The following is a 21,246-nucleotide window of genomic DNA, read 5'->3' on the forward strand; positions in this document are numbered from 1 at the left end:
GCACGGAGATGGGCTACTGGGGGTACTACGTCGTGGGCCGGAGCGAGCGTCCGCTCGGTGAGCTCAAGGCGATGGCGGGCGTACGGGACCGGCTCACGCTCCTCGACCGGCGGCCCGACGGCTGGCAGGTGTGGGAGTGCCCGGGCGACGGCAGCGTCGACGTCGGCAACATGAACACCCTCGCCCACGAGACGGACGCGCCCGCGCTCTTCGGCTACGTCCTCGACAGCGACTGCGTCGTCGTCGAGGCGGCGGCCCCCGAGAGCGGCGCGTGGACCACGTGCCTGGCCCGCGAGGCGATGGCAGGGTTCCTCCGCGAGGACGAACTGACCGTGGAGGACTACTTCCTGGAGCCGCGCGACGCCGCCGAGCGCGCCGTCGCCTGGGCCGCCGAGTCCGGCAGGACGGTGAAGTCCGCGGCGCTCCTCGACGTGCTCACCGCGGACCCCGAACCGTCCGCGGAAGAGCTCTTCTTCCGCCTCCTCGACCGGCTGGGCGTGTTCCCGCAGTAGCCGTCGCGGCCGTCGCAGCCGTGGCGCGGCGGCGTCGAATTCCGGCCGCGCTGACGTGGGAGTGACGTTCCTGCCGCTCCGTACGCAGTAAGGGCAAGTGGGGCATGCGGAGGTGCCCATCCGCGACGGGAGACGGCGTACGCCATGAGTACGAGCCCTTTGTCCAGTTCAGGTCCGCACGTGGGAACCGGCGAGGCATGGCCGGATGACGCGGTTCCAGATCCCGCGGAGGCGGAGTCCGGCCAGCCGGTCCTCGCCGACCTCATCGCCCGCGCCGGCGAAACCGCCCTCGCCGCGAGCGCCCTGGGTTGCCTGGACCGCTGCCTGCCCCTGCTCGGCTCCACCGACCAGGTCCTCCGCCCACTGTGGGTGAGCCTCGCGGACGGCACGGCGTGGGAGGGGGCGCTGGCGGAGGTGCGGCAGGGGGTGCGGCAGGGGGTGCGCGATGTGAACGCGTCGGGTGAGGCGAGCCTGTTGCGTGAGGCGAGCCTGCCGCGTGACGCGAGCCTGTTGCGTGAGGCGAGCCTGCCGCGTGACGCGAGCCTGTTGCGTGAGGCGAGCCTGCCGCGTGACGCGAGCCTGTTGCGCGAGGGGAGCCCCGACCTCGGCTCCGTGCCCGCACCCGGCTCCGGCCCGGGCTTGGCCCCTGGCTCTGGCCCGGGCCCGGCCCCTGACTCCACCCCGGGCTCCGCCCCTGACCCCGTCCCCGGCGGCTCCGCCTGCGGGACCGCCGCCGCCCTCGCCCGGCACATGCTCGACGCCGTACCCGCGGCCCGCTCGGCCGGAGCCCTGCGCTCCTGGGCCGACACCTGCTCGGCCACCGCGCTGCGCATACACCGGCTCCTGGACGCCGGTGACGACGGCATGACCCCTCTGGTCGCCGCCGAACTGCGCCGCCAGATACGGGTCCTCGAACTCCTCGAACTCCTCGAAGCCGACGGCGACGCCGTCAGCGGCGGCCTGCGCCAGGTCCTGGACGTGTCGACGGAGGGGCGCAGGGTGCTACGGGCGGTGGTGTCGAGGTCGCGGCGGTCGGGCGTGCGGGCGGGCTCGGACAGGCTCTAGGGGCCAGGGACGCCACGTGGAGCTTCGCGGTGCCGTCGGGTGGCATCGGCGTACGAGACGGCCGTGTCGCCGGAGGTGACCGTACCGGCGATCTCACGGCCCACCGAGAAACGCGCCGCCCAGCTCCCGCCGGTGCCGACGGCCGGCCATGCGCCGCGGTGTGCCGGACGCGCCTTACGCAGGCTCCCTCGACGACTGAGGCGACGGAAGGGTTGTACGGGGGCGGGCGGATCGGGGCGTGACGTATCCCGCACCGTGTGGATGTGACAACGGGGCGGGCTGTTGCGCAGGGTTCATGGAGAGGTTCATGAGAAACGCATGAGAACGCGTGCGAGCGCAAGAGAACGCGTCAGGGCGCATGAGGACTTCGGCGGGACGGAACGGGACGGGACGAGCCCGGCCGGGGCGCGGGGACGGGTGGGGTTGTGGGACTGAGGGTGGTACGCGGGGCTCGGGGTGGACACGGTCGCCGCGGCCGGGCATGGACGCGGGGCGCGGCCGCCGCGCTGGCGGCTGTCTCGCTCGCGTCGGCGCTCACGGCCTGCGGCGGCAGGGAGAAGCCGGTGCGGCTAAAGGGCGGCACCTTCACCGACAGGCTGCCCGCCGACCGGGCGCGCGGCGAGACCCTCGCGGCCGAGGGCATGGCCCTGCTCAAGTCGGCGGACTCGCTGCGCATAGACACCGAGATGAGCCAGGGCTCCCCGACCGGAGGCAGGCCCACCGTCCAGGAGGTCGACCTGCATCTGGACCGGCGCAGCAACTGCACGGGCACCTTCGACTCCGGGACCGGTCAGCGCGGTGAACTGATCGTGATCGCGGGCGGTGCGACGTACGTGCGGTTCTCGGAGGACTCGCTGGAGGCGATGCGGACGATGGCCCGGGCCCGCGGCCCGCAGGTCCTGGCAACCGTCGAGGCGCGGATCGCGCTCGTCCGCGGCAAGTACCTGAAGCTGCCCGAGGGCGCCGGCGGCACGGGACGGCGTGCGCTGCCCGGCGCGCAGTGCGACCTCGACACGATGCTCCGCAAGCTGGAGGGCGGGGAGCACACCTTCGACGGCCAGGTGCGCGCCGAAGCCGCGACGTACCGCTACGGCAAGCACGTCATACCGCTCGTCGACCCGGCTCCCGGCGCGGGCGAGACCAACGCCATGTACGTCGCAGCCGAGGGCAAGCCCTACATATCCGCTCTCGTCATGCGGGAGGGGAGCAAGGAGATCACGATGAGGATGTCCGACTACGGCAAGCCGGTGGAGGCCCACGCCCCGCCGGCGGCCCAGACCGTCGACGCGAGCGAACTCGGCGGCGGCCCGGCCGGGGCGGACCTCTTCGAGGTCTGACCCGCACCACCGGTGGGGGTCCCCCGCCCGGCGGTGCCGAGCGCTCGGGGGTGAGTGAGCGGCCGGGGCCGCCACCCCTGGCTGGCCTAGTGCCGAATCGGGCCCCTGATCAGGTGTTTTGCTGCCTGATCGGGGGCTCGCCGCATGGGGCCCGTAGGGTCTCTGTCCAGGGGTTCCTGTCCGCTCCTGCCCGCTGTTGGTCATGCGTTGGTCACGTGACCAACGTCTGCTCAGAAGGGCGTTCATGTCCGTTCCGCGCGGGCGTACCGTAGTCCCAGGCGCTTCACTCTCCCGACGGGCAGGGCCATGGCGACAACAACGCTTGGGGAACGGCTGATTGAGCTTCGCCTGCGCCGTAGCTTGACGCAGGAACAGCTCGCTGAGAGAGCGGATCTCAGCGTGGACACAGTCCGGAAGCTGGAGCAGAACCAACGCATGACGGCTCGCATGAGCACGCTCAATAAGTTCGCGCGGGCGCTGGACGTGGAGACATCCGTTCTGCTCGGGGCGCCCAGGGTGTTAGAGGCGAGCAACGGAACAGAGCCGCCGAGTCTCCTTGCCCTGCGCCAGGCGGTGACGCCTCTCTCGGATTTTCCAGGAGTCGGCGAACCGGGTGACCTGCCTGCCCCTACGATCGCTCAGCTACGTGACAGCATCCGAAGCACCGAGCGGATCCGCCGCCAAGGCGAACTGACTAAGATCACTGCCCTTCTGCCAACGCTGCTGGCCGATGCCCGCGCTGCTGTACGTGAGTGCACCGGGGAAGACCGGGCGGCAGCCTACGCAGTGCTCGCTGAGGCGTACCAAGTGGCCGCCACCACGCTCACCGCATTCGGTAAGGAGGACGCTGCGTACACGGCACTTGAGCGCTCGATGGCTGCGGCTCAGTGGTCCGACGACCCGCGCTTGGAGATCATCGGGGTGTCCTCGCTCTCCTGGATCTTCTCCAAGCAAGGGCGGCTGGCGGATGCCGAAAACGTCGCGGTGCGGATGGCAGAACGTATCGAGCCCGGGTTCCGTTCAGCACCCATCGACTTGTCGTTGTGGGGGATTCTTTTGCTTCGAGGCGCGAGCGCCGCAGTGCGAGCCGAGCGGACCGACACTGCTGAGGACCTGCTCTCACTGGCCACAGCGGCAGCGGCGCGCATCGGTGTTGACCGGCTCGACTACGCCACACCTTTCGGCCCCACCAATGCGGGAGTCGCGGCAGTCAACGCGTGGGTGGACATGGGTAAGCCGGACAAGGCTCTGAACCGTGCCAAGCGAATCGCCGACGTAGCCAGCCTCCCCCCTACCTGGCGGGCCCGGCACTATCTGGACTGCGCTCTGGCCAACGCGGAGATGAATCGAGACCTCGCAGCGACAAGGGCCTTGCTGGCAGCGGAGCGCACAGCACCGGAATGGATGCGGTACCACTCGACCTCACGCCACCTGGTAGCCGAACTGCGGGAACGCGAGCGTCGACGCAGTTCCCCCATCAGGGAGTTGGCCGTCCGTTTGGAGATCAATACCTAGCTAGGACGCAGCGTCCTACCTGATTCGCGTGCTCGCACGCCCTGTCCCTGGGCCTGGTTCGCGTTCCGCTGCACGGTAGTCACCAGATCACCAGCGGTCTGGAGGCACTGAGCATGACGAATACAGGCGAACGAGGGAAAACCTCCAGGGCAGCCTGGAAGCGACGGCCTGTTCTGGGGTGGGGTATTCGTCCTGCTGACCTGGGGGACATGCGTCGTTCTCCTGGTCATGGCGGCAACCGGAAAGCTCACCTCAGTGCATCCATGAGTTTCCGATTCCTGCCGGTGAAGTGACCCGGTAAGGGACGGGGGACAACGGCCCGACCGGTCGCAAGCCTTATGAGGCGGAGTCGGCCCGTCAGGTCAGCAAGTGCGGTACGGCCTGGCCATTCGGTCTAGCTGTCTCTACCACCAAAGGAAGGGAAACGCGATGACTGTCGTACTGGACAGCCCCACGCGGACACAGCTCCGCGACCCGGTGACACTTCTCAACGCGGTACGCCCGCACGTCAGGGAATACACGTACAACGTGCTGGAGAGCCCCGGCTCGGCGGGCGTCACCATCTGGGAGCGTGAGATCAAGCTCCTGACGCGGGACAACGTCATGGTGCGTGACATGGCGGAACGCGTCCTCGGACAGGCAGTCGCCTACACCCTCACGGCCATGGAGCGCCGAGACGTGCACATCGGCGTGGGCAAGACCGTGGACATCGGCGTCCATCAGCTCATCCTCGACACGCCGGTGTACTTCGCACTCTGCAAGGTCTACAACGGCGGTACGTACAAGCACCACGCCCCGCTCATCGAGCGCCGCAGGGACGGGCTTGTGGGCCGCACCGCCGACGTCATCCGAGAGAACGGGTTCGCCGTGGATGACGAACTGTGGGGCATGGATGCCCCGGACTGCTCTCCATGCGACGACAAGGTGCCCGACAGCCACTGAACCCCGCTAGAGTCCCCTGCCCGCCCAAAGGGGCAGGGGGCCCAACCGCAACCAGGCGCAAAGGACACTCTGTTGGCTGCACGGCACAACATCGACGACGAACGCGAACTCTGGGACCAGTACGCCAACAGCAAGAGCGTGCAAGGCTCCGTCAACGACTCACCCCCGGTCTTCTGCTGGACGCAGTACCAGAGGCACGGGCCGGGGCCGGAAGTGCTGGGACAGCCAACGAACGCGCTTGAGATCGGATGCGGTACCGGGCGGGCCGCCGCGTTCCTCGCGGAGCAAGGCGTCAAGGTCACGGGCGTTGATCTCTCGCCCGTCATGGTGGACAACATCACCCAACGGTGGGGCTCGCTCGGCACGCGGTTCGTCTGCGCGGAAGTCCTGGAGCATCTGCGAGAGAACCCGGAGACGTACGAGGCGATCTATTCGATCTTCGGCGCCGTCTGGTTCACCGACCCCGCGCGACTCTTCCCCCTGGTGGCGCAGCGGCTCACCCCCGGCGGGGTCTTCGCGTTCTCACAGCCTCCCGCCATCCCGGGCGCCTACGGACCACAAGGCATGTACAAGGGCGGGTTCGCGGGAAAGGCACTGTTCACCTACCGCTACAGCTACACCCCCAGAAAGTGGGAAAACCTCCTTCTGCGGGCCGGATTCGAGAAGGCGGAAGTGCGGGTTCTCGACGCCCCCGAGCCTGACCACATCGGGACCCTGATCGCTCGTGCTGTGGTGAGCTGACACAACGGCACGTTGGATGACGCCGCCACAGACCGTTTCCTCGGGGGGGATCTGGACGAGCGTTCTACGGCGCCTCACGAAGGACGGCGACGACAACGCCGTCAGCTACGTCGACCAGGCGCCGATGGCCGTGCTCAAGGTCCAGCGGGAGCGTCAGGAGATGTGGAGGGAAAGGCTCGGCTCGCGCTGGGTGGATCAAGGACTCGTCTTCGCTCGTGACGGATACCGGCTCCGCGAGGAGGGATCATGCCGGGGAGGGCCGCAGGACGCCGGGCAGGTCAGTGCGCGGTGGCGGAGCACCAGGGCGCGGCTGGGTCTTCCCGAGCGGTTCCGTGTCCATGACTGGCGGCACAGCAAGGTCACGAACGATCTGGACGCGGGGGAGAACCCCGTGGAGGTCTCCGCGAACGTGAGGCATCACTCGCCCGGAACACGATGGCCCAGTACGGAAAACCGCGAGTGGAGGGAGCGAAGAAGCTCGCCTCAGGGACCGCTGAGCGCATCGGTTTGGGGAGGGTCGGACGAACGCCCGGACACGTTGGTCACGCTGTTGGTCACGCCATATCTCCGCGAGTCGCGTCTTCCCTGGTCAGGGCGCTAGAGAAAAGTACGACGGCCGGGGCCGCCACCCCCCACAGGAGAGGCCCCGGCCGTCACACGGTACGAACCGCGTGGCGGTCCGTACTCCCTTCTGCGTTCCCGGTGCGTTTTCTGTCACACCGCGCCGCGTCACCCGTTAGTTGCTTGTTGTACAAACATGGACGCGCACCCGCCGTACGCCGTAGCGTGCAGTTTCGCGCCGCGTCGCGACCCATCGACGCGACCGCCGACCGGACCACCGCGAGCGGCACAGCGGCGCACGACCGCGAGAAGACAGACCCGTGAGAGCGGCGCCTCGCCGAGGCGCGGAGGGGCACGCAGTGCAGGGGGAGGATGACGCTGAGCTGACCGCCGCCGTGCTCGCGGCGCAGGACGGGGACGAGACCGCCTTCCGGACTGTGTACCGCGCCGTGCACCCGCGGCTGCTCGGTTACGTACGTACGCTCGTCGGCGACCTCGACGCGGAGGACGTCGCGTCCGAGGCGTGGCTGCAGATCGCCCGCGACCTCGACCGGTTCAGCGGCGACGCGGACCGCTTCCGCGGGTGGGCCGCGCGCATCGCCCGCAATCGGGCCCTCGACCACATCCGGATGCGCGGCCGCCGCCCCGCGATCGGCGGCGACGAGACCGAGCTGACCGGCAGGCCCGCCGAGGCCGACACCGCGGGCGAGGCGATCGAGTCCCTCGCCACCGACGCGGCCCTCGCGCTCATAGCCCAGCTTCCGCAGGACCAGGCGGAGGCCGTCGTGCTGCGTGTCGTGGTCGGCCTCGACGCCAAGAGCGCCGCCGATACGCTGGGCAAACGCCCCGGAGCCGTCCGTACCGCCGCGCATCGCGGGCTCAAGCGGCTCGCCGAACTCATGGGCGCCGACGCGCCCGCGCAGGGGCAGGGACTCGGTGCCGTTCCCCCGCAACCGGACCCGCACGGACGTGCTGTGCCGCCGTCCCCCTGTGTGACGCATTCGCGTACGCGGACGCAGAAGGACATGTGATGGCCGACGAGCAGGACAAGTGGCTGGACCGTGACGCGGCGGAGCGACTGCTCCGCGGTGAGCGGCTCGAAGGCATCGGTGATCACGAGCGCGAACAGGCACAACGCCTCGCCGAGGCGCTCATCGCGCTCCGCGCGCCCGTCCTCCCCGCGCCCACCGCCCAGGCCGGTCCCGCCGGCGATGGCGAGCTTCCCGGCGATGGTGAGCTTCCCGGCGAGGCCGGGGCACTGGCGGCGTTCCGCGCGGCCCGCGAGGCCCGCGCGGCATCGGGTGCCGCGGCGGAAGCGGCAGCCGTCGCGGATGCGGCAGCCGTCGCGGATGCGGCGGCCGGGTCTGGGGTGGTGCCCGGGGCCGGGGCGGCGGGTGTGCCTGGTGCGGGGGCTGTGCCCGGGGCGGCGGCTGTGGGTGGTGCGTCCTGTGCGGCGGCTGCGGGCGGTGCGGCTTCTGGGTCTGGTGCGGTGGCTGCGACTGGTGGTGCCCTTGCGCCCGGTGTCGCTTCTACGCCCGGTGTCGCTTCTACGCCCGGTGTGACTTCTACGCCCGGTGCGGCGGCTGCGGCCGGTGCGACTGCCGTGCCCGATGGTGCCGGAGCCGTAAACCCGCCTGGGCACGCGGCGAACACCGTGAACACCACGGACACCGCGGACACCAGACCCGCGGTCGCCCCGGACGTGCCCAGTGTCACCCCGGCCCCCGAAGCGGACCCGCGAACGGCGGCAGAGCTGCCCCGGCCCCCCGCCCCTCGGCAGCCGGAAACCCCCAAGGCCCCCGGTGATCAATCCGTCCGCATCGGACGCACCGCCGCCGCGGGGCGCGGGTCCGTCCGCTGGGGGCGCCCCGTGCGGTTCGGGGTGGCCGCCGCGGTGGCTGCCTGCATGGTCGGCGGGGTCGCCGTCGCCGCCGGGACCGGTGTCATCCCCTCGCCGTTCCAGCGGAGCGAGCAGGGGCCCGCGACCAGCGCCTCGCCCGGGGCGACGCCGGAGCGGCCGATGTCCACGCCCTCCGGCGACACCGTCGCCCCGCCCGACGACCTGCCGGACGACGTGAGCTCCGCCCCCGACGACGAGCCGTCGAAGGACCCGGAGAGCAGCGCACCGCCCGAGAACACCGAAGCCCCGGACGGCCCGGAGGACGGTGACACCGGCGGCGGGCAGGAGAACGCCGACAAGCCGGAGAAGGACCAGGGCGCCGGGCCCGACAAGGGCCAGGGCCACAACCGCGGCGACACCAAGAAGTGGTACAAGCACGTCGTCTCCGCCTGCCGCGACTACCGCAGCGGCGACATCCAGGGCGACAAGCGCCGCAGCCTGGAGGAGGCGGCCCGCGGCGCCGGCCGCGTGCGCACGTTCTGCGAGCGCGTCCTCGGTGGCGGCAAGGACAACGGCAAGGACAACGGCCAGGGCAACGGCCAGGGCAACGGCAACGGCAACGGCAACGGTGGCAAGGACGACGAGGACCACCAAGGCGGTGAGCACGGTCCCGGCCAGGGACAGGGCGGCGGCCACCACGCCCCGCCCGCCAAGCTCCCCGCCCCGCTCCCGCGCCCGTCAGCGTCGTACAGCGCGCTGCCCGTCCGCTGAAGGGCGCCGACGGGCGTTGAAGAACGCCGACGGACGCCGACGGACATTGAAGGCCGCCGACGGATACTGACGGACGGCCACGGACATTGATGGCCACCGACGGATACTGACGGACGCCCACGAATGTGACCCAGACCGCACCGCCCGGGTGTGACGTTTCCCGAACGGGTGACGCAGTAAGAAGTGAGCCGACTGGTCATCGGCTGTGCACGAGCCGGGGTTCCCCCCGTACCTACGGCTCCGTGCCAATGGCGCGGGCGGGATACGTTCCCCCGATTCCGCCCGCGCCCTCGATCCCCCAGGTGCCGCGCGGGGCCCCGACCCGCTCACTTGTAGACGACCACCCGGTCCCCGTCCTTGACCTGCTTGAACAGCCGGGCGATCCCCTCCTTGTCGCGTACGTTCACACAACCGTGCGACGTGCCGTTGTAGCCGCTCGCCGCGAAGTCGGACGAGTAGTGCACGGCCTGGCCGCCACTGAAGAACATGGCGTACGGCATAGGGGTGTCGTACAGCGTCGACACATGGTGGCGGGACTTCCAGAAGACGCGGAACTCGCCCTCACGGGTCGGGGTGTACTCGGAGCCGAAGCGCACGTCCATCGTGGACCTGACCTTGCCGTCGATCATCCAGGTCAGGGTGCGGCTGTCCTTGCTGATGCACAGGACACGGCCGGTCAGACAGCGCCGGTCCGGCTTGGCGGGCGGCATGCCTCCGTCGGGGTACAGCTCGTACCGCGAGGGGTCGCGCGTCATCGTGAGCAGCCGCTTCCAGGTGCGGGTGTCGGTCGCGCCGGTGGCCAGCAGGCCCCGCTTGCCCTGGAAGCCCGCGACCGCGGTCGCCGTGACGGGCCCGTACGTCCCCGTCGGATGCTGTCCGAACCAGCCGATCTGCCGGAGCCGGGCCTGCAACTCCCGCACCTTCTTGCCCTGTTCGCCCCGGGCCATGACGACCGGGCCCGGCTCGGGAGGCGGTGAGGGCGCGCTGGTACGCGGCGGGGGCGCGGGGGAGGACGGGGTCGTCGGTGCCTGGTGGGTGTGCCGCTTCCGCTGCGACGCGGGCAACTCCGCACGCGAGACGGGCGACTTCATCTTCTTCAACTTCTCCGTCGGGGAACTCCGGGGACTCCGCGGAGTGGGTGCGGAGTTGTCCGAAGTGGTCCGGGCGGATGGCGAATTCTCATCGCTCCCGGCCGTGTCGACGGCCTGCCCCGTGCACCCGCACGCCAGGGCCAGGGCGGCGACAGCGCCCGCCGCCGCCCGCCCCTTGGCTATCGCGCCCCTGCTCATCGCATCCCCCATGTCGCACCATGTCGCGGAACTGGACACCGTTCCCAGAAGTGTTTCCCATGAGCGAATGCTTGTGAAGCCTGCCTCGGTGGCGCCCTCAGGGGTGCCTCGGGGTGCCCTCAGTGGTGCCAGGCCTGGCCATCCACGTTGTAGATCATCCGCTGGAGCACCTTCAGGGCCCGTACGTACTCGGCGTCGTCGATGCCCTCGTGGGTCTCCCCACGGGTCTTGCCCTGCAACGCGGCGACCCGCCCGCGCAACTGTGCCCCCTCCTCCGTGATGTGCAGCGGGCCGTCCACGTCCTCCGTGAGCAGCCCGCGGCGGATCAGGGCGTCGATGTCGTGGTGCAAGGGCCCCTCGCCGAACTCCAGGTAGCCGCGCAGGACTTCGACGACCTCCTTGCGGTCGCGGCCCTCCGGGTGGCCGTCGACCTGGTTCAGGACCCACCACTGCGGCTGCGTGAGCCCGTTCTCCGCGAGCATCGTGCGGATGTGGTGCACCACGGCCTTCCCGGCCGCCGAACTCCAGTAGCCGATCGGCTGGGTGACCAGGTCGGCGTCGCTGTGGGAGGGGGCGAAGGGCGCCTTCTTCGCAGACGCAGATGCAGTCGCAGTGGCAGTGGTGTTCGCATCGGCGTTCGTGTTCGTGTTCGTGTTCGTCATGTGTACGAACGTAGGACCTCAAGTCCGCTTGAGGTCAAACACTTCGCGAGCCCCGGCTCGTGCGGCGAACGGCCCCCGTGCGTCAGCCGACGCTATGACCGCCTCTTGCGCACCGCCCGCGTCACCACCGGCGGCAGCAGGTCGGCCGCGAGTCGCCGGGCGCGGATCCGGCCCGGGTGGGCAGGGGCGGCCGTGGTGGGTGCTACGGGGGCTACGGGGGCTACGGGGGCCACGGGCCGGGGGGCCGGGGCCGGTGGGCGGTAGTGGCGTGACCTCGGGAAGGCGGGGGGCGTCATGCCCTTCTTGGACTTGACCCGGACGATCCGGTGTCCGGCCGCCTGCTGCACGCTCAGGTGGCAGTCGTCGCGCTGCCGCACCATCGCGAGCAGGTCCTCCTGTACGGCTTCGGGGTCGTCCCACGTCCCGTACAGCTTCTGTGTGCTCAGGCAGACCGGTCGCAGGCCCCGGTTGAGCACCGCCTCCCAGGCCGCGATCGACACACCCGGCGTGTGTTCGGAGCGGAAGTCGTCGAGGACCACGATGCCACCCTCCGGCAGCAGGGCGTCCCTGGCCGCGGTGATGTCCCCGGCCACGTGCTCGTACAGGTGCGAGGCGTCGACATGGACGAACCGGCAGGACGCGGGCGGCACTTCGGCCGGCACCACGGAGCTCGGCCCGCGCAGGACGCGCGGCAGCGTGTCGTGGAAGGACAGATAGTTCCGTTCGAACGCCTGCTTGGTCAGGGTCGGGTAGGACTTCTTGGACTCCGCGGAGTTGGCCCCGTCCGGGGCGTCGTCCTCGAAGAGGTCACAGACCGTGTAGGCCTCGCCGTCCCGCAGGTGACGGCCGAGGAATATCGCGCTCTTGCCCATGTACACGCCGATCTCCAAAAGATCACCGTGTACTCCCCGGCCCTCCTGCCGGTCCAGGAACCATTCGAAAAGCACCTGGTCGAGCGGGGGGAACCAGCCCGGAACATCGCCGAGCTCCTGAGGGGGCGTCGATATGTCGTGCGCAGCAGGCATGAGGGAAAACCGCTCTCTTGTTGCGGACGCAAGTTCCCCGGGAAACTAGGCGATACCCCGGACACGGTCAAGGCGCGTACCGCAATGCTGCTTTTGGACATCCGCGAACCGTCCGCGAGACGGCCGACAAGGTCAGGGGAAATGAATTCCCCGTGAACGCGAGCGGATTTTCACATTACCTTTGGTCGTGTTCCGGGGTATGCCGGCGCCCCGCCCCGGGCCACGGGCGCCCGCCTCACCCCAGGGCGGCGCGCTTGATCGACCGGGCCCGCCGCGCGACCTTGCGGACGGCCGCGTTCCGCGGAATGAAGGCGAGCTGCACCGGGATCCCGCCCGGCAGCGCGAGCGCGGTCAGCCTGCGCCGCTTGAAGTAGCGCCAGGTGGTGTCGTTCAGATGGGTGGTGAGATAGCGCTCGGTCGCCGGGCGCAGGCTCGGGTAGATCTTCGGCTGCATGGCGAAGCCCACGGCGCGCACCAGGGCCGTCAGCGCGGCCGGATCCGGCTCCCTGCGGGGCCCGGTGACGGCCTCGCGGTCGCCGAGGTCGGGCAGCAGCGCGTCGACCAGGGTGACCGGGACGCGATTGCTGTTCTCGTACGGCTTCAGGCGCTCCAGGAGCGTCTCGGTGCCGACCCGGGCCACCGGCAGGTCGTAGAACGCCGAGGCGGTGAGCAGTGCGGTGGAGAAGCAGCCGACGACAAGGGCGGGCCGCATCCGCTGGTAGAGCACCTCGGCGAGGACCGGTGTGTCCAGGACGGTCAGCTCCACGCCGATCCGCTCGGCCTCCTTCTCCAACTGCCGCGACCAGCGCGCCGGAGCCGTCGGGTGCGGCTTGAACACCACCCGGGTGTGCCCGAGCGCCGCGGCGCCGCGCAGCATCCGCGCGTGCAGGTCCTCTTCCTCCTCGGCGGTGAGGATGTTGAGGGCGGAGAGGTACTGGCCGAGCAGGAGTGCCGGCTCGTGGACCTGCGGCAGCTCGTCGGTGGCCGCCGACTCGGCCTGGTCGTCGGCGAGTTCGCCGAGGACCTTCAGGAACACGTCCGTGGGCACCAGCTCGGGCTCGACCCCGAACTCGGTGAGCAGCAGCGGAGCCAGACCGGGCACCAGGTCGAGGTGGAGCAGCCGCCGCACCCGGGTGCCGACCAGCGGGGGGATCTTGTTGCGGGTCGGGCCGTAACTCATCAGGCCGTCGGCGTAGACGTCGACGGGCGCGCCCGTGAAGATCTGCGTGAGCGCCAGCGCGGGGTTGACCTGGATGGACTCCACGGCCAGTTCGATCCGGTCGTTCCCGAGGCCCCAGGCGAGCCGCAGATAGCGCTGCCACAGCGGCAGATCGTCGCCGCGCGGCGACCAGCCGCCCGGGTGGAACGGCGAGATGGCCTCGTTCCACGAGAGCACGTCGTCGAAGCGGGCGCGCAGCCGCTCGAAGCCGGGCATCGTGTCCACGGACGGCGTGGTCTCGGGCGTCGCCGCGTTGTTGGCGATCAGCAGCACGCGCCGGTCGGCGGGGCCGAAGCGCTCGGCGTCCAGGGCGGCGGCCAGCGTGGCCACGCCGTACAGCGTGGACGCGAAGAAGATCTGGGTGGTGCGGCGGCCCGCGTCGGGGCGCGCCGCGTCGAGAGCGGCCGTGTGCGGATCGGGCACGGCCCGGCCTACGGATCTTTCGGGCACGGCCCGGCCTGCGGGGCTCTCGGGCACGGCCCGGCCTGCGGGGCTCACGCGGCCACCTCCCCGGCGCCGACCGAACGGCGGCGCAGCCGGCGAAGGCGGGTGGAGCGCTGTACGTCCATGGAGTCGAGGGCCTCCTCCAGGACGCCCTGCGGCATGCGCTTGAGCGCGGCGGCGCTCAGCGCCTTGAGTTTCCGGGCCACGGCTGGCTCGAACCTTTCGATGGATCCCAAATGGTGGGAGATGATCGCGCAATACGTACGGACCGCCTTCGGGAGCAGCACATCCGCGTCCCGGTCCTCGGCCGTCTCCCGCACCACTTGATCGAACGCCTTGATGAAGTCGAGCTGGCGTACGTCGCCGATCTGGGTCAGCGAGGACGCGACACCGCGCCGGTAGAACACACCGAGCATCCCGACCGCGGCGAACGACGACGCCTCCCGGTGCAGACGCCAGATCCACGGCCGGTCCTCGGCCGTGCGAAGGCCGTGGGTGAAGTGGAGAACGCCCTGGTCGAGCAGGCGGCGGTGGTACATGCCCGCCCACGCGAAGGCGTAGTCCACGGACGTGGAGCGGTCGGCGGGCAGGATCACGTCGCGCGGGGACATCACCACGTCGCGCAGGCCGTGCGGGACCCGGTGCACACTGCGGGCGCGCGCCGTGCACTGCACATGGTCGGTGCGTACGAAGTCACAGCCGAGGCCCTCGATGGCAGCGAGCAGCCGGGGGTAGTACCCGGGCGCCAGCCAGTCGTCCCCGTCGAGGAAGGTGATGTACTCCCCGCGGGCCGTGTCGAGCCCCGTGTTGCGGGCCGTGGCCAGGCCCCCGTTCTGTTCATGTCTGAGGTGGACGGCGCCGGGGAGCTCACGCGCGGCACGTTCGAGCACGTCCGGCGTTTCGTCCGTCGAACAGTCGTCGACGAGAATGAATTCGAAGTCGTCACGCGCGTTCGCGTGCAGGGACTTCAAGGTGTCGGGCGCGTATTGCTGCACGTTGTAGAACGGCACGATGACGGAGAGCTTAACCACGTGCGAGACGTTAGGTGTCGGCCCGGCATTCGTCTTGGCCGACAGTGGTATGTCAGGTGAACGACGCGTGGCGGAATGGTTAACCAGGCATCCCGTCACACGTATGCCAGCCTGCTTCGCCATTCGTCGGCATGCTGTTAACCGTTTGTTGCACCTGAGTTGGGCCGCCCATCGGAATGCCTTCCTAGCGTCTTCGCTGTGCCAGTAAGCAACAAGACGACGCGGGTCGCCGTGCTCGCCGACTCCGACACCCGGTGGAAATGGGGCTCGCTCACCGCGAAGCGCCTCGTGCGGACCACCGCGGCCGTGGACAACCCGGCGGACTTCCACCTCGACGGCTACCTCCTGCGCGGCCGGGCCACGCCCACCCCCCGCCAGCTCGAAGAGGTGGGGGTGCGCGCGGACACCATGCGCGAGGTCACCGCCATAGAATTCCTCGGCCACGTGGGCGACGTGGGCAACGTGCCCGGTGCGCGCAACGCGCCCGGTGACGAGGCCCCGTACGACGTCATCGTCCTCGCCCTCGTCGGCGGCGCCGTCCAGGCCGTCCTGCACGGCCTCGCCCGCGCCTTCGACGGCGCGCCCCGGCGCCCTGTCGTCGTCACCGGCTACGTCGGCGTCGTCTACGAGAAGCTGGCCGACGGCCTGCTCCTGCGGCACGGCGCGGACGTCGTCCTCGCCAACTCCCGGCAGGACGCGGAGCGGTTCCGCGAGGTCTACGAAGGGGTGGGCGCCGACGCCTCCGGTGTCGTGGAGGCCGCGCTGCCGTTCCTCGGCGGCGCGCCCTACGCCCCGAAGGACCCGGCCGACCCGGCTGCCCCGGCCACCCCGTACACAGTCGTCTTCGCCGCCCAGCCCTCCGTCCCGGAGAAGCGCGCCGACCGCAGCTACCTGCTGTCCCGCCTGATCCGGCACGCCCGCCGCCACCCCGAGCGCGAAGTCCTCCTGAAGCTGCGCAGCAGGCCCGGCGAGCACACCACGCACATCGAGGAACTCCCGTACCAGAAGCTGGTCCGCGGCGAGGACGCGCCGCCCAACTTCCGACTCGTCTACGGGCACATGGGCGAGGTCCTCGACCGCACCGACCTGCTCGTCACCGTCAGCTCCACCGCGGCCCTCGAAGCGCTGCACCGGTCCATCCCCACCGCCGTCCTCACCGACCTCGGGGTGCGCGAGGCGCTCGGCAACCACGCCTTCATCGGCTCCGGCTGCCTCGCCTCCTGGGACCAGCTCGACGCCGGGCACAGCCCGGTGCCCGACCCCGGGTGGGTGGCCCGCCAGGGCGTCGCCGCCGACGGGGCGTACGAGACGGCGTTCGACGCGGCCCGCAGTCGCGTCGCGGAGCTGACCGAGCGCGCCCGCGACGGCGACCTGCCGCCGATCGAGCCGTACTACACGCAGGTCACCGCCCCCGGCTATCTCCCCGGCATCCTCGCCCGCCACCACCTCGGCCCGGACGCGACACCGCTGCCCGGCGCCCCCGCGGCCGACCGCGAGCCAGGACCGGTGCGCCAGGCCGTCCGCAGCGCCGCCCGCGGCGCCTACCGCCACGGTGTGCAGCGGGTCGCACCGGTCATCCGACGGATGGGCGAGCTGTGACGGCGCCCGACGCGGGCCGCGGGCCCGTGATCCCACCGCAGGGAGTCCCGCCGCAGGCAAATCCGGCGCAGGGAATCCCGCCGCAGGGGCCGGGCCGCGAAGTGCTGCCGCCCGCCCCGCAAAGCCCCCCACCAGGCATCCCTGAAGGAGCCTCCATGTCCAAGCCCCACCCAGCGGGCCCGCCGGAGCCGGCGGGCGGACCGGTGCGTCGCGTCCTCGCCGTCATCCCCGCGCGGGGTGGCTCCAAGGGGGTGCCGGCCAAGAATCTGGCACCGGTCGGCGGCGTCCCGCTCGTGGCCCGCGCCATCCGTGCCTGCGTGGCGTCGCCGCTGGTCACCGATGTCGTGGTGTCGACGGACGACACGGTGATCGCCGAGACCGCCCGCGCCGCGGGCGCCGAAGTGGTGCTGCGGCCCGCGGCCATCGCCGGGGACACCGCGACCAGCGAGGCCGCCGTCCTGCACGCCCTCGACGGGTACGAGGAGCGGCACGGCGTGACCGTGGACGTGGTCCTGCTCGTCCAGTGCACCAGCCCCTTCATCATCCGCGAGGACGTCGACGGCGTCGTCGCGGCGATCACCGCGGGCGGCGCCGACACCGCGCACACCGTCGCGCCCTTCCACGGCTTCATCTGGCGCGACGCCGGTGACGAGCCCGCCATCGAGGAGCGCGCGGACACCGCCGCCCGGGCTGGCGGCACCACCGAGCTCGTCACCGACACCTCGACCACCTCCGGCGGCTACGGCGTCAACCACGACAAGTCCTTCCGCCCCCGCCGCCAGGACCGCCCCCAGGACCTCCTGGAGACCGGCGCCGTCTACGGCATGGACGCGGTCGGCTTCCGCGAGCACAAGCACCGCTTCTTCGGGCACACCGAACCCGTACGCACCGACCCCGCGCGCGTCCTGGAGATCGACGACCCGCACGATCTCGCCCGCGCCCGCGCCCTCGCCCCGCTCTTCGACGCGGACCGCGACGGGGCGCTCCCGACCCGCGCCGACATCGACGCGGTCGTACTCGACTTCGACGGCACCCAGACGGACGACCGGGTGCTGATCGACTCCGACGGACGGGAGTTCGTCACCGTGCACCGCGGTGACGGACTCGGCATCGCCGCCCTGCGCAGGTCGGGCCTGACGATGCTGATCCTGTCCACGGAGGTGAACCCGGTCGTCGCCGCCCGGGCCAGGAAGCTCAAGATCCCGGTCCTGCACGGCATCGACCGCAAAGACCTCGCACTGAAGCAGTGGTGCGAGGAGCAGGGCATCGCTCCCGAGCGCGTGCTCTACGTCGGCAACGACGTCAACGACCTCCCGTGCTTCGGCCTCGTCGGCTGGCCCGTGGCGGTCGCGAGCGCCCACGACGTCGTACGCGGCGCCGCACGCGCGGTCACCTCCGTACCCGGCGGTGACGGCGCGATCCGAGAGATCGCCGCCTGGATCCTCGGCCCCTCCCTCAACAGTTAAGGACGCTTCCCCCATGAGCAACACGGCCGCCAACCCCCGCCTGCGCACGTTCGGTTCGAAGACCGCCGGGCCCGGCCACCCCGTCTACATCACGGGTGAGATCGGCATCAACCACAACGGCGACCTGGAGAACGCCTTCGCGCTCATCGACGTGGCCGCCGACGCCGGCTGCGACGCGGTGAAGTTCCAGAAGCGCACCCCGGAGATCTGCACGCCGCGCGACCAGTGGGACATCGAGCGCGACACCCCCTGGGGCCGGATGACGTACATCGACTACCGCCACCGCGTGGAGTTCGGCGAGTCCGAGTACCAGGCCATCAGCGAGCACTGCGCCAAGCGCGGCATCGACTGGTTCGCTTCCCCGTGGGACACCGAGGCCGTCGCCTTCCTGGAGAAGTTCGACGTCCCCGCCCACAAGGTCGCCTCCGCCTCCCTCACGGACGACGAGCTGCTCCGTGCCCTGCGCGCCACCGGCCGCACGGTCGTCCTGTCCACCGGCATGTCGACGCCGAAGCAGATCCGGCACGCCGTCGAGGTCCTCGGCTCCGACAACATCCTGCTCTGCCACGCCACGTCGACGTACCCGGCGAAGGCCGAGGAGCTGAACCTGCGGGTCATCAACACCCTCCAGGCCGAGTACCCGAACGTCCCGATCGGCTACTCCGGCCACGAGACGGGCCTGCAGACCACCCTCGCGGCGGTCGCCCTCGGCGCCACCTTCGTCGAGCGCCACATCACCCTGGACCGCGCGATGTGGGGCTCCGACCAGGCCGCCTCCGTCGAGCCGCAGGGCCTCACCCGCCTCGTCCGCGACATCCGCACCATCGAGCAGTCCCTCGGTGACGGCGTCAAGAAGGTGTACGAGTCCGAGCTCGGCCCGATGAAGAAGCTCCGCCGGGTCGCGGGCGTCGTCGCCGAGGGCGCCGACCGCGAGCCGGCCGGCGTCTGACACCCGCCGAACCGCACGGACCCGGCCCCGGGCGCCCACCGGACGCGACGTCCGCACCACCGGGCGACGGTCTGCTCGCCCGGGGCTGGGCGCACTCTCCGCCCTGTCGAGGGCGGGCGGTTCGGCCCGGGGACGGGCAGCCGTCCGGCCTGGGGACGGGCAGCCGTCCGGCCTGGGGACGGACACGCCGTCCCGGCCTGGGGACGGACACGCCGTCCCGGCCTGGGGACGGACACGCCGTCCCGGCCTGGGGACGGACACGCCGTCCCGGCCCGGGGCCGGGTTCGCCGTCCGGCCCGGTATCGGGAACGTGGTTCGGCCCGGGGGCCGGGAAGGCCGTCTGGCCAGCGGGCCGGGTTCGCCGTCCGGCCCGGTGTCTGGAACGTGGTTCGGCCCGGGGGCCGGGAAGGTCGTCCGGCCAGCGGGCCGGGTTCGCCGTCCGGCCCGGTGTCTGGAACGTGGTTCGGCCCGGGGACGGGTACACCGCCCGACCCGGGGCCGGGCCCGCCGTCCGGTCAGGGGGCGGCGGGCGTCAGCCGCAGGTCCGCCGGTGACCCGGGACCCCCGGGGCACCGGCCCGCGGCTTTGTCGGCTCCGGCCCCGGTGGCCGGGGCTTCGGCGGTTCCACGGGGGACCGCCACACCGCTGTGCACGGGAGGACTCATGTCAGTACGAAGCGGACGGCGCGCCGCCGCCCCGACGACCGGACGCGGCACGCTGGCGTTCGTGGAGTCGCCGGTGCAGTTGCTCAATGTCCTGGAATGGGCCTACGCGGCGGGGGAGTCGGGGCGCCCGGCGGAAGCGTTCCGGGGCCACGGCGGGGGAGCGGGGCCGGAACAGGGCGCGCCGGACGGCGAGCTGACCCTGGTCGTCCTCTCGCCCACTGACCCCATGACGCGCGGCCAACTGCGCCGCATGGCCGAGCTGGCGCGCCGCGAGGGCTTCCAGGTGCGCTGGGAGGAGGCGCGTGGCGGGGCCTCCGCGCCCTTCCACACCATCGGCGGCCTCGCGGGGCCGCTGCGCAGGGCCGACCGGATCGTCATCGGCGACCCCTTCTCGCGGTACGTGCAACTGCTCCTGACCATCACGCGCGCCCGTGACCTGGTCGTCGTGGACGACGGCACGGCGACGATGGAGTTCGTCTCGCAACTGGCAAGCGGTGAACGCCTGGTGCGCTGGCACCGCCGCGGCGGCCGCCCCGGTGCCAGGGACCTGGTGTTCATGCCGGTGTCGGCGAAGGCGCGCCGCCGTCTCACCCCGAGCCCGAGCGGGCACCGCCGCGTCGAGGTCTTCTCGTCCATGCCGATCGAGTCCGTGCCCGACGGGGTGAGCCTCACGGTCAACTCCTTCGCCTGGACCCGGGCCCGGTTCGGCCCGCCCCGCATCACCAAGGGCGCCGACCTGGTCGGCACCTCACTGGTGGAGACGGGTGTGGTGGACCTCGACCGCTACGTGGAAGCGGTGGACAAGCTGGCCCGTACGCACGGCGCGACCCGCTACTTCGCCCACCGCCGCGAGAGCGCGGAGAAGCTGCACCGCCTGGCCGTCGACACCGGCCTCCAGGTCGTACGCCCCGACCTCCCCCTGGAACTCATCGCCCGCCGCGGCCCCATCGGCAGCACCATCCTCAGCTTCCCCTCCACGGTCGTCCACACCCTCCCCCTCGCCCTGGCCGGCACGGAGGTCAAGGTCGCCGTCATGGACATCGACCCGGCCTGGCTCACGGACTCCGCGTCACCGCGGGCGCAGGGGTTCCTGGCGGGGGTGACGGGGACGGCGCGGGACGTGCAGCGGCTCACGGCACCGGAGCCGCCGACCGCGCCGGGCGGCCCGACGGCCCCGGACGACTCGACGGCCCCGGACGGCCCGACCGCCCCGGGAGACCCGGCAGGGCCGGAGGCGCCGGGGGTGCCCGCGGCCAGAGCGGCGGGACAGCAGACGGCACCGGCGTAGTGGTCGGCCAAAATCCTCCTATAAGGGGTTATCATCGGCGCCAGTACGCCATGGCGACCCCACAGGCGAGATCCGGGCAAGGGCCCCCAAAAGGTCACCGGCAAGGACACAGCAGGAGCAGTAAGAGCAGAACGGCGGGAACCCCCGCCTCCGCCCCTGTCCCGTCCACCCGGACGCAAAGGCGGTGCACAGCAGCGCCCTCCACCCCGAGGATGACATCTCATCCTCCCGGAGCTCCGGGCTGACCTGCGGAGATACCCCTCCGCAAGCGGAGGGTAACTATCCTTTCTACCCTCCGTACCAGCCAGGCATGCGCTCGGGGGCC

The 21,246-nt window shown here is 71.3% G+C and carries 16 protein-coding genes and 1 pseudogene; 12 read left to right on the plus strand and 5 right to left on the minus strand.

Annotated features, from left to right (window positions below):
• Positions 1-8 precede the first annotated feature (8 nt).
• The 8 genes and pseudogenes from IG78_RS0113030 to IG78_RS49160 all read left to right on the plus strand — a co-directional run bounded on the left by IG78_RS0113030 (position 9) and on the right by IG78_RS49160 (position 9,284).
• The gene (locus IG78_RS0113030) at positions 9-512 is read left to right on the plus strand and encodes a hypothetical protein (RefSeq protein ID WP_030562444.1); all 504 of its coding nucleotides are present in this window, start codon (positions 9-11) and stop codon (positions 510-512) included.
• A 687-nt stretch (positions 513-1,199) separates the two neighbouring features.
• Positions 1,200-1,577, plus strand: a pseudogene (locus tag IG78_RS42065) (hypothetical protein); the annotation flags it as partial.
• A 563-nt stretch (positions 1,578-2,140) separates the two neighbouring features.
• Positions 2,141-2,914 (plus strand): hypothetical protein, encoded by a 774-nt coding sequence (locus IG78_RS0113040; RefSeq protein ID WP_030562452.1) that lies wholly within the window; start codon positions 2,141-2,143, stop codon positions 2,912-2,914.
• Positions 2,915-3,220: 306 nt separating this feature from the next.
• Positions 3,221-4,429 carry a helix-turn-helix domain-containing protein gene (locus IG78_RS0113045; RefSeq protein ID WP_030562454.1) on the plus strand — a complete coding sequence of 403 codons (1,209 nt, stop codon included), beginning with the start codon at positions 3,221-3,223 and terminating at the stop codon, positions 4,427-4,429.
• 429 nt (positions 4,430-4,858) lie between these two features.
• Entirely contained in the window at positions 4,859-5,371 is a 513-nt protein-coding gene (locus IG78_RS0113050) for a hypothetical protein (protein WP_030562456.1), read from the plus strand.
• A gap of 72 nt (positions 5,372-5,443) precedes the next feature.
• A complete protein-coding gene (locus tag IG78_RS0113055) occupies positions 5,444-6,112 on the plus strand; it encodes a class I SAM-dependent DNA methyltransferase (RefSeq protein ID WP_030562458.1) in 669 nt (222 codons plus the stop codon).
• 920 nt (positions 6,113-7,032) lie between these two features.
• Positions 7,033-7,704, plus strand: a complete 672-nt coding sequence (locus IG78_RS0113060; protein ID WP_030562462.1) for an RNA polymerase sigma factor — start codon at positions 7,033-7,035, stop codon at positions 7,702-7,704.
• A complete protein-coding gene (locus IG78_RS49160) occupies positions 7,704-9,284 on the plus strand; it encodes a hypothetical protein (RefSeq protein ID WP_157855787.1) in 1,581 nt (526 codons plus the stop codon). Before IG78_RS0113060 ends, IG78_RS49160 begins: the two co-directional genes overlap by 1 nt.
• 326 nt (positions 9,285-9,610) lie before the next feature.
• On the opposite strand, the gene IG78_RS0113070 is transcribed toward IG78_RS49160, so the two are convergent.
• The 5 genes from IG78_RS0113070 to IG78_RS0113090 all read right to left on the minus strand — a co-directional run bounded on the left by IG78_RS0113070 (position 9,611) and on the right by IG78_RS0113090 (position 14,954).
• Positions 9,611-10,585 (minus strand): L,D-transpeptidase family protein, encoded by a 975-nt coding sequence (locus tag IG78_RS0113070; protein WP_225882197.1) that lies wholly within the window; start codon positions 10,583-10,585, stop codon positions 9,611-9,613.
• Between the two features lie 107 nt (positions 10,586-10,692).
• A complete protein-coding gene (locus tag IG78_RS0113075; RefSeq protein WP_078965453.1) occupies positions 10,693-11,235 on the minus strand; it encodes a MarR family winged helix-turn-helix transcriptional regulator in 543 nt (180 codons plus the stop codon).
• A gap of 92 nt (positions 11,236-11,327) precedes the next feature.
• On the minus strand, positions 11,328-12,260 hold the full coding sequence (locus IG78_RS0113080; protein ID WP_030562469.1) for a class I SAM-dependent methyltransferase: 933 nt from the start codon (positions 12,258-12,260) through the stop codon (positions 11,328-11,330).
• Positions 12,261-12,495: 235 nt separating this feature from the next.
• Positions 12,496-13,902: an alpha-2,8-polysialyltransferase family protein gene (locus IG78_RS0113085; RefSeq protein WP_051852588.1), complete on the minus strand. Its 1,407-nt coding sequence runs from the start codon at positions 13,900-13,902 to the stop codon at positions 12,496-12,498.
• A 71-nt stretch (positions 13,903-13,973) separates the two neighbouring features.
• The gene (locus IG78_RS0113090) at positions 13,974-14,954 is read right to left on the minus strand and encodes a glycosyltransferase family 2 protein (RefSeq protein ID WP_030562474.1); all 981 of its coding nucleotides are present in this window, start codon (positions 14,952-14,954) and stop codon (positions 13,974-13,976) included.
• 198 nt (positions 14,955-15,152) lie between these two features.
• On the opposite strand from IG78_RS0113090, the gene IG78_RS0113095 reads away from it, so the two are divergent.
• From IG78_RS0113095 to IG78_RS0113110, 4 genes are all read left to right on the plus strand, one after another.
• Positions 15,153-16,553, plus strand: coding sequence for a DUF6716 putative glycosyltransferase (locus tag IG78_RS0113095; protein WP_030562476.1), 1,401 nt, complete (start codon positions 15,153-15,155; stop codon positions 16,551-16,553).
• A gap of 155 nt (positions 16,554-16,708) precedes the next feature.
• Complete coding sequence (locus tag IG78_RS0113100) at positions 16,709-18,019, plus strand: N-acylneuraminate cytidylyltransferase (protein WP_030562478.1); 1,311 nt, start codon at positions 16,709-16,711, stop codon at positions 18,017-18,019.
• A gap of 13 nt (positions 18,020-18,032) precedes the next feature.
• Positions 18,033-18,968 carry an N-acetylneuraminate synthase family protein gene (locus IG78_RS0113105; protein WP_030562480.1) on the plus strand — a complete coding sequence of 312 codons (936 nt, stop codon included), beginning with the start codon at positions 18,033-18,035 and terminating at the stop codon, positions 18,966-18,968.
• 663 nt (positions 18,969-19,631) lie between these two features.
• Entirely contained in the window at positions 19,632-20,921 is a 1,290-nt protein-coding gene (locus tag IG78_RS0113110; protein ID WP_037686036.1) for a hypothetical protein, read from the plus strand.
• The last annotated feature ends 325 nt before the right edge of the window (positions 20,922-21,246 follow it).

The organism is Streptomyces aureocirculatus (assembly GCF_000720475.1).
Taxonomy (GTDB): Bacteria; Actinomycetota; Actinomycetes; order Streptomycetales; family Streptomycetaceae; genus Streptomyces; species Streptomyces aureocirculatus.

What these genes read in the sequence shown, in the direction of transcription:
- IG78_RS0113030 (WP_030562444.1), top strand. Translation starts at nt 9, where the DNA reads ATGGGCTACTGGGGGTACTACGTCGTGGGCCGGAGCGAGCGTCCGCTC.
- IG78_RS0113045 (WP_030562454.1), top strand. Translation starts at nt 3,221, where the DNA reads ATGGCGACAACAACGCTTGGGGAACGGCTGATTGAGCTTCGCCTGCGC.
- IG78_RS0113050 (WP_030562456.1), top strand. Translation starts at nt 4,859, where the DNA reads ATGACTGTCGTACTGGACAGCCCCACGCGGACACAGCTCCGCGACCCG.
- IG78_RS49160 (WP_157855787.1), top strand. Translation starts at nt 7,704, where the DNA reads ATGGCCGACGAGCAGGACAAGTGGCTGGACCGTGACGCGGCGGAGCGA.
- IG78_RS0113070 (WP_225882197.1), bottom strand. Translation starts at nt 10,585, where the DNA reads ATGGGGGATGCGATGAGCAGGGGCGCGATAGCCAAGGGGCGGGCGGCG.
- IG78_RS0113075 (WP_078965453.1), bottom strand. Translation starts at nt 11,235, where the DNA reads ATGACGAACACGAACACGAACACGAACGCCGATGCGAACACCACTGCC.
- IG78_RS0113080 (WP_030562469.1), bottom strand. Translation starts at nt 12,260, where the DNA reads ATGCCTGCTGCGCACGACATATCGACGCCCCCTCAGGAGCTCGGCGAT.
- IG78_RS0113100 (WP_030562478.1), top strand. Translation starts at nt 16,709, where the DNA reads ATGTCCAAGCCCCACCCAGCGGGCCCGCCGGAGCCGGCGGGCGGACCG.
- IG78_RS0113105 (WP_030562480.1), top strand. Translation starts at nt 18,033, where the DNA reads ATGAGCAACACGGCCGCCAACCCCCGCCTGCGCACGTTCGGTTCGAAG.
- IG78_RS0113110 (WP_037686036.1), top strand. Translation starts at nt 19,632, where the DNA reads ATGTCAGTACGAAGCGGACGGCGCGCCGCCGCCCCGACGACCGGACGC.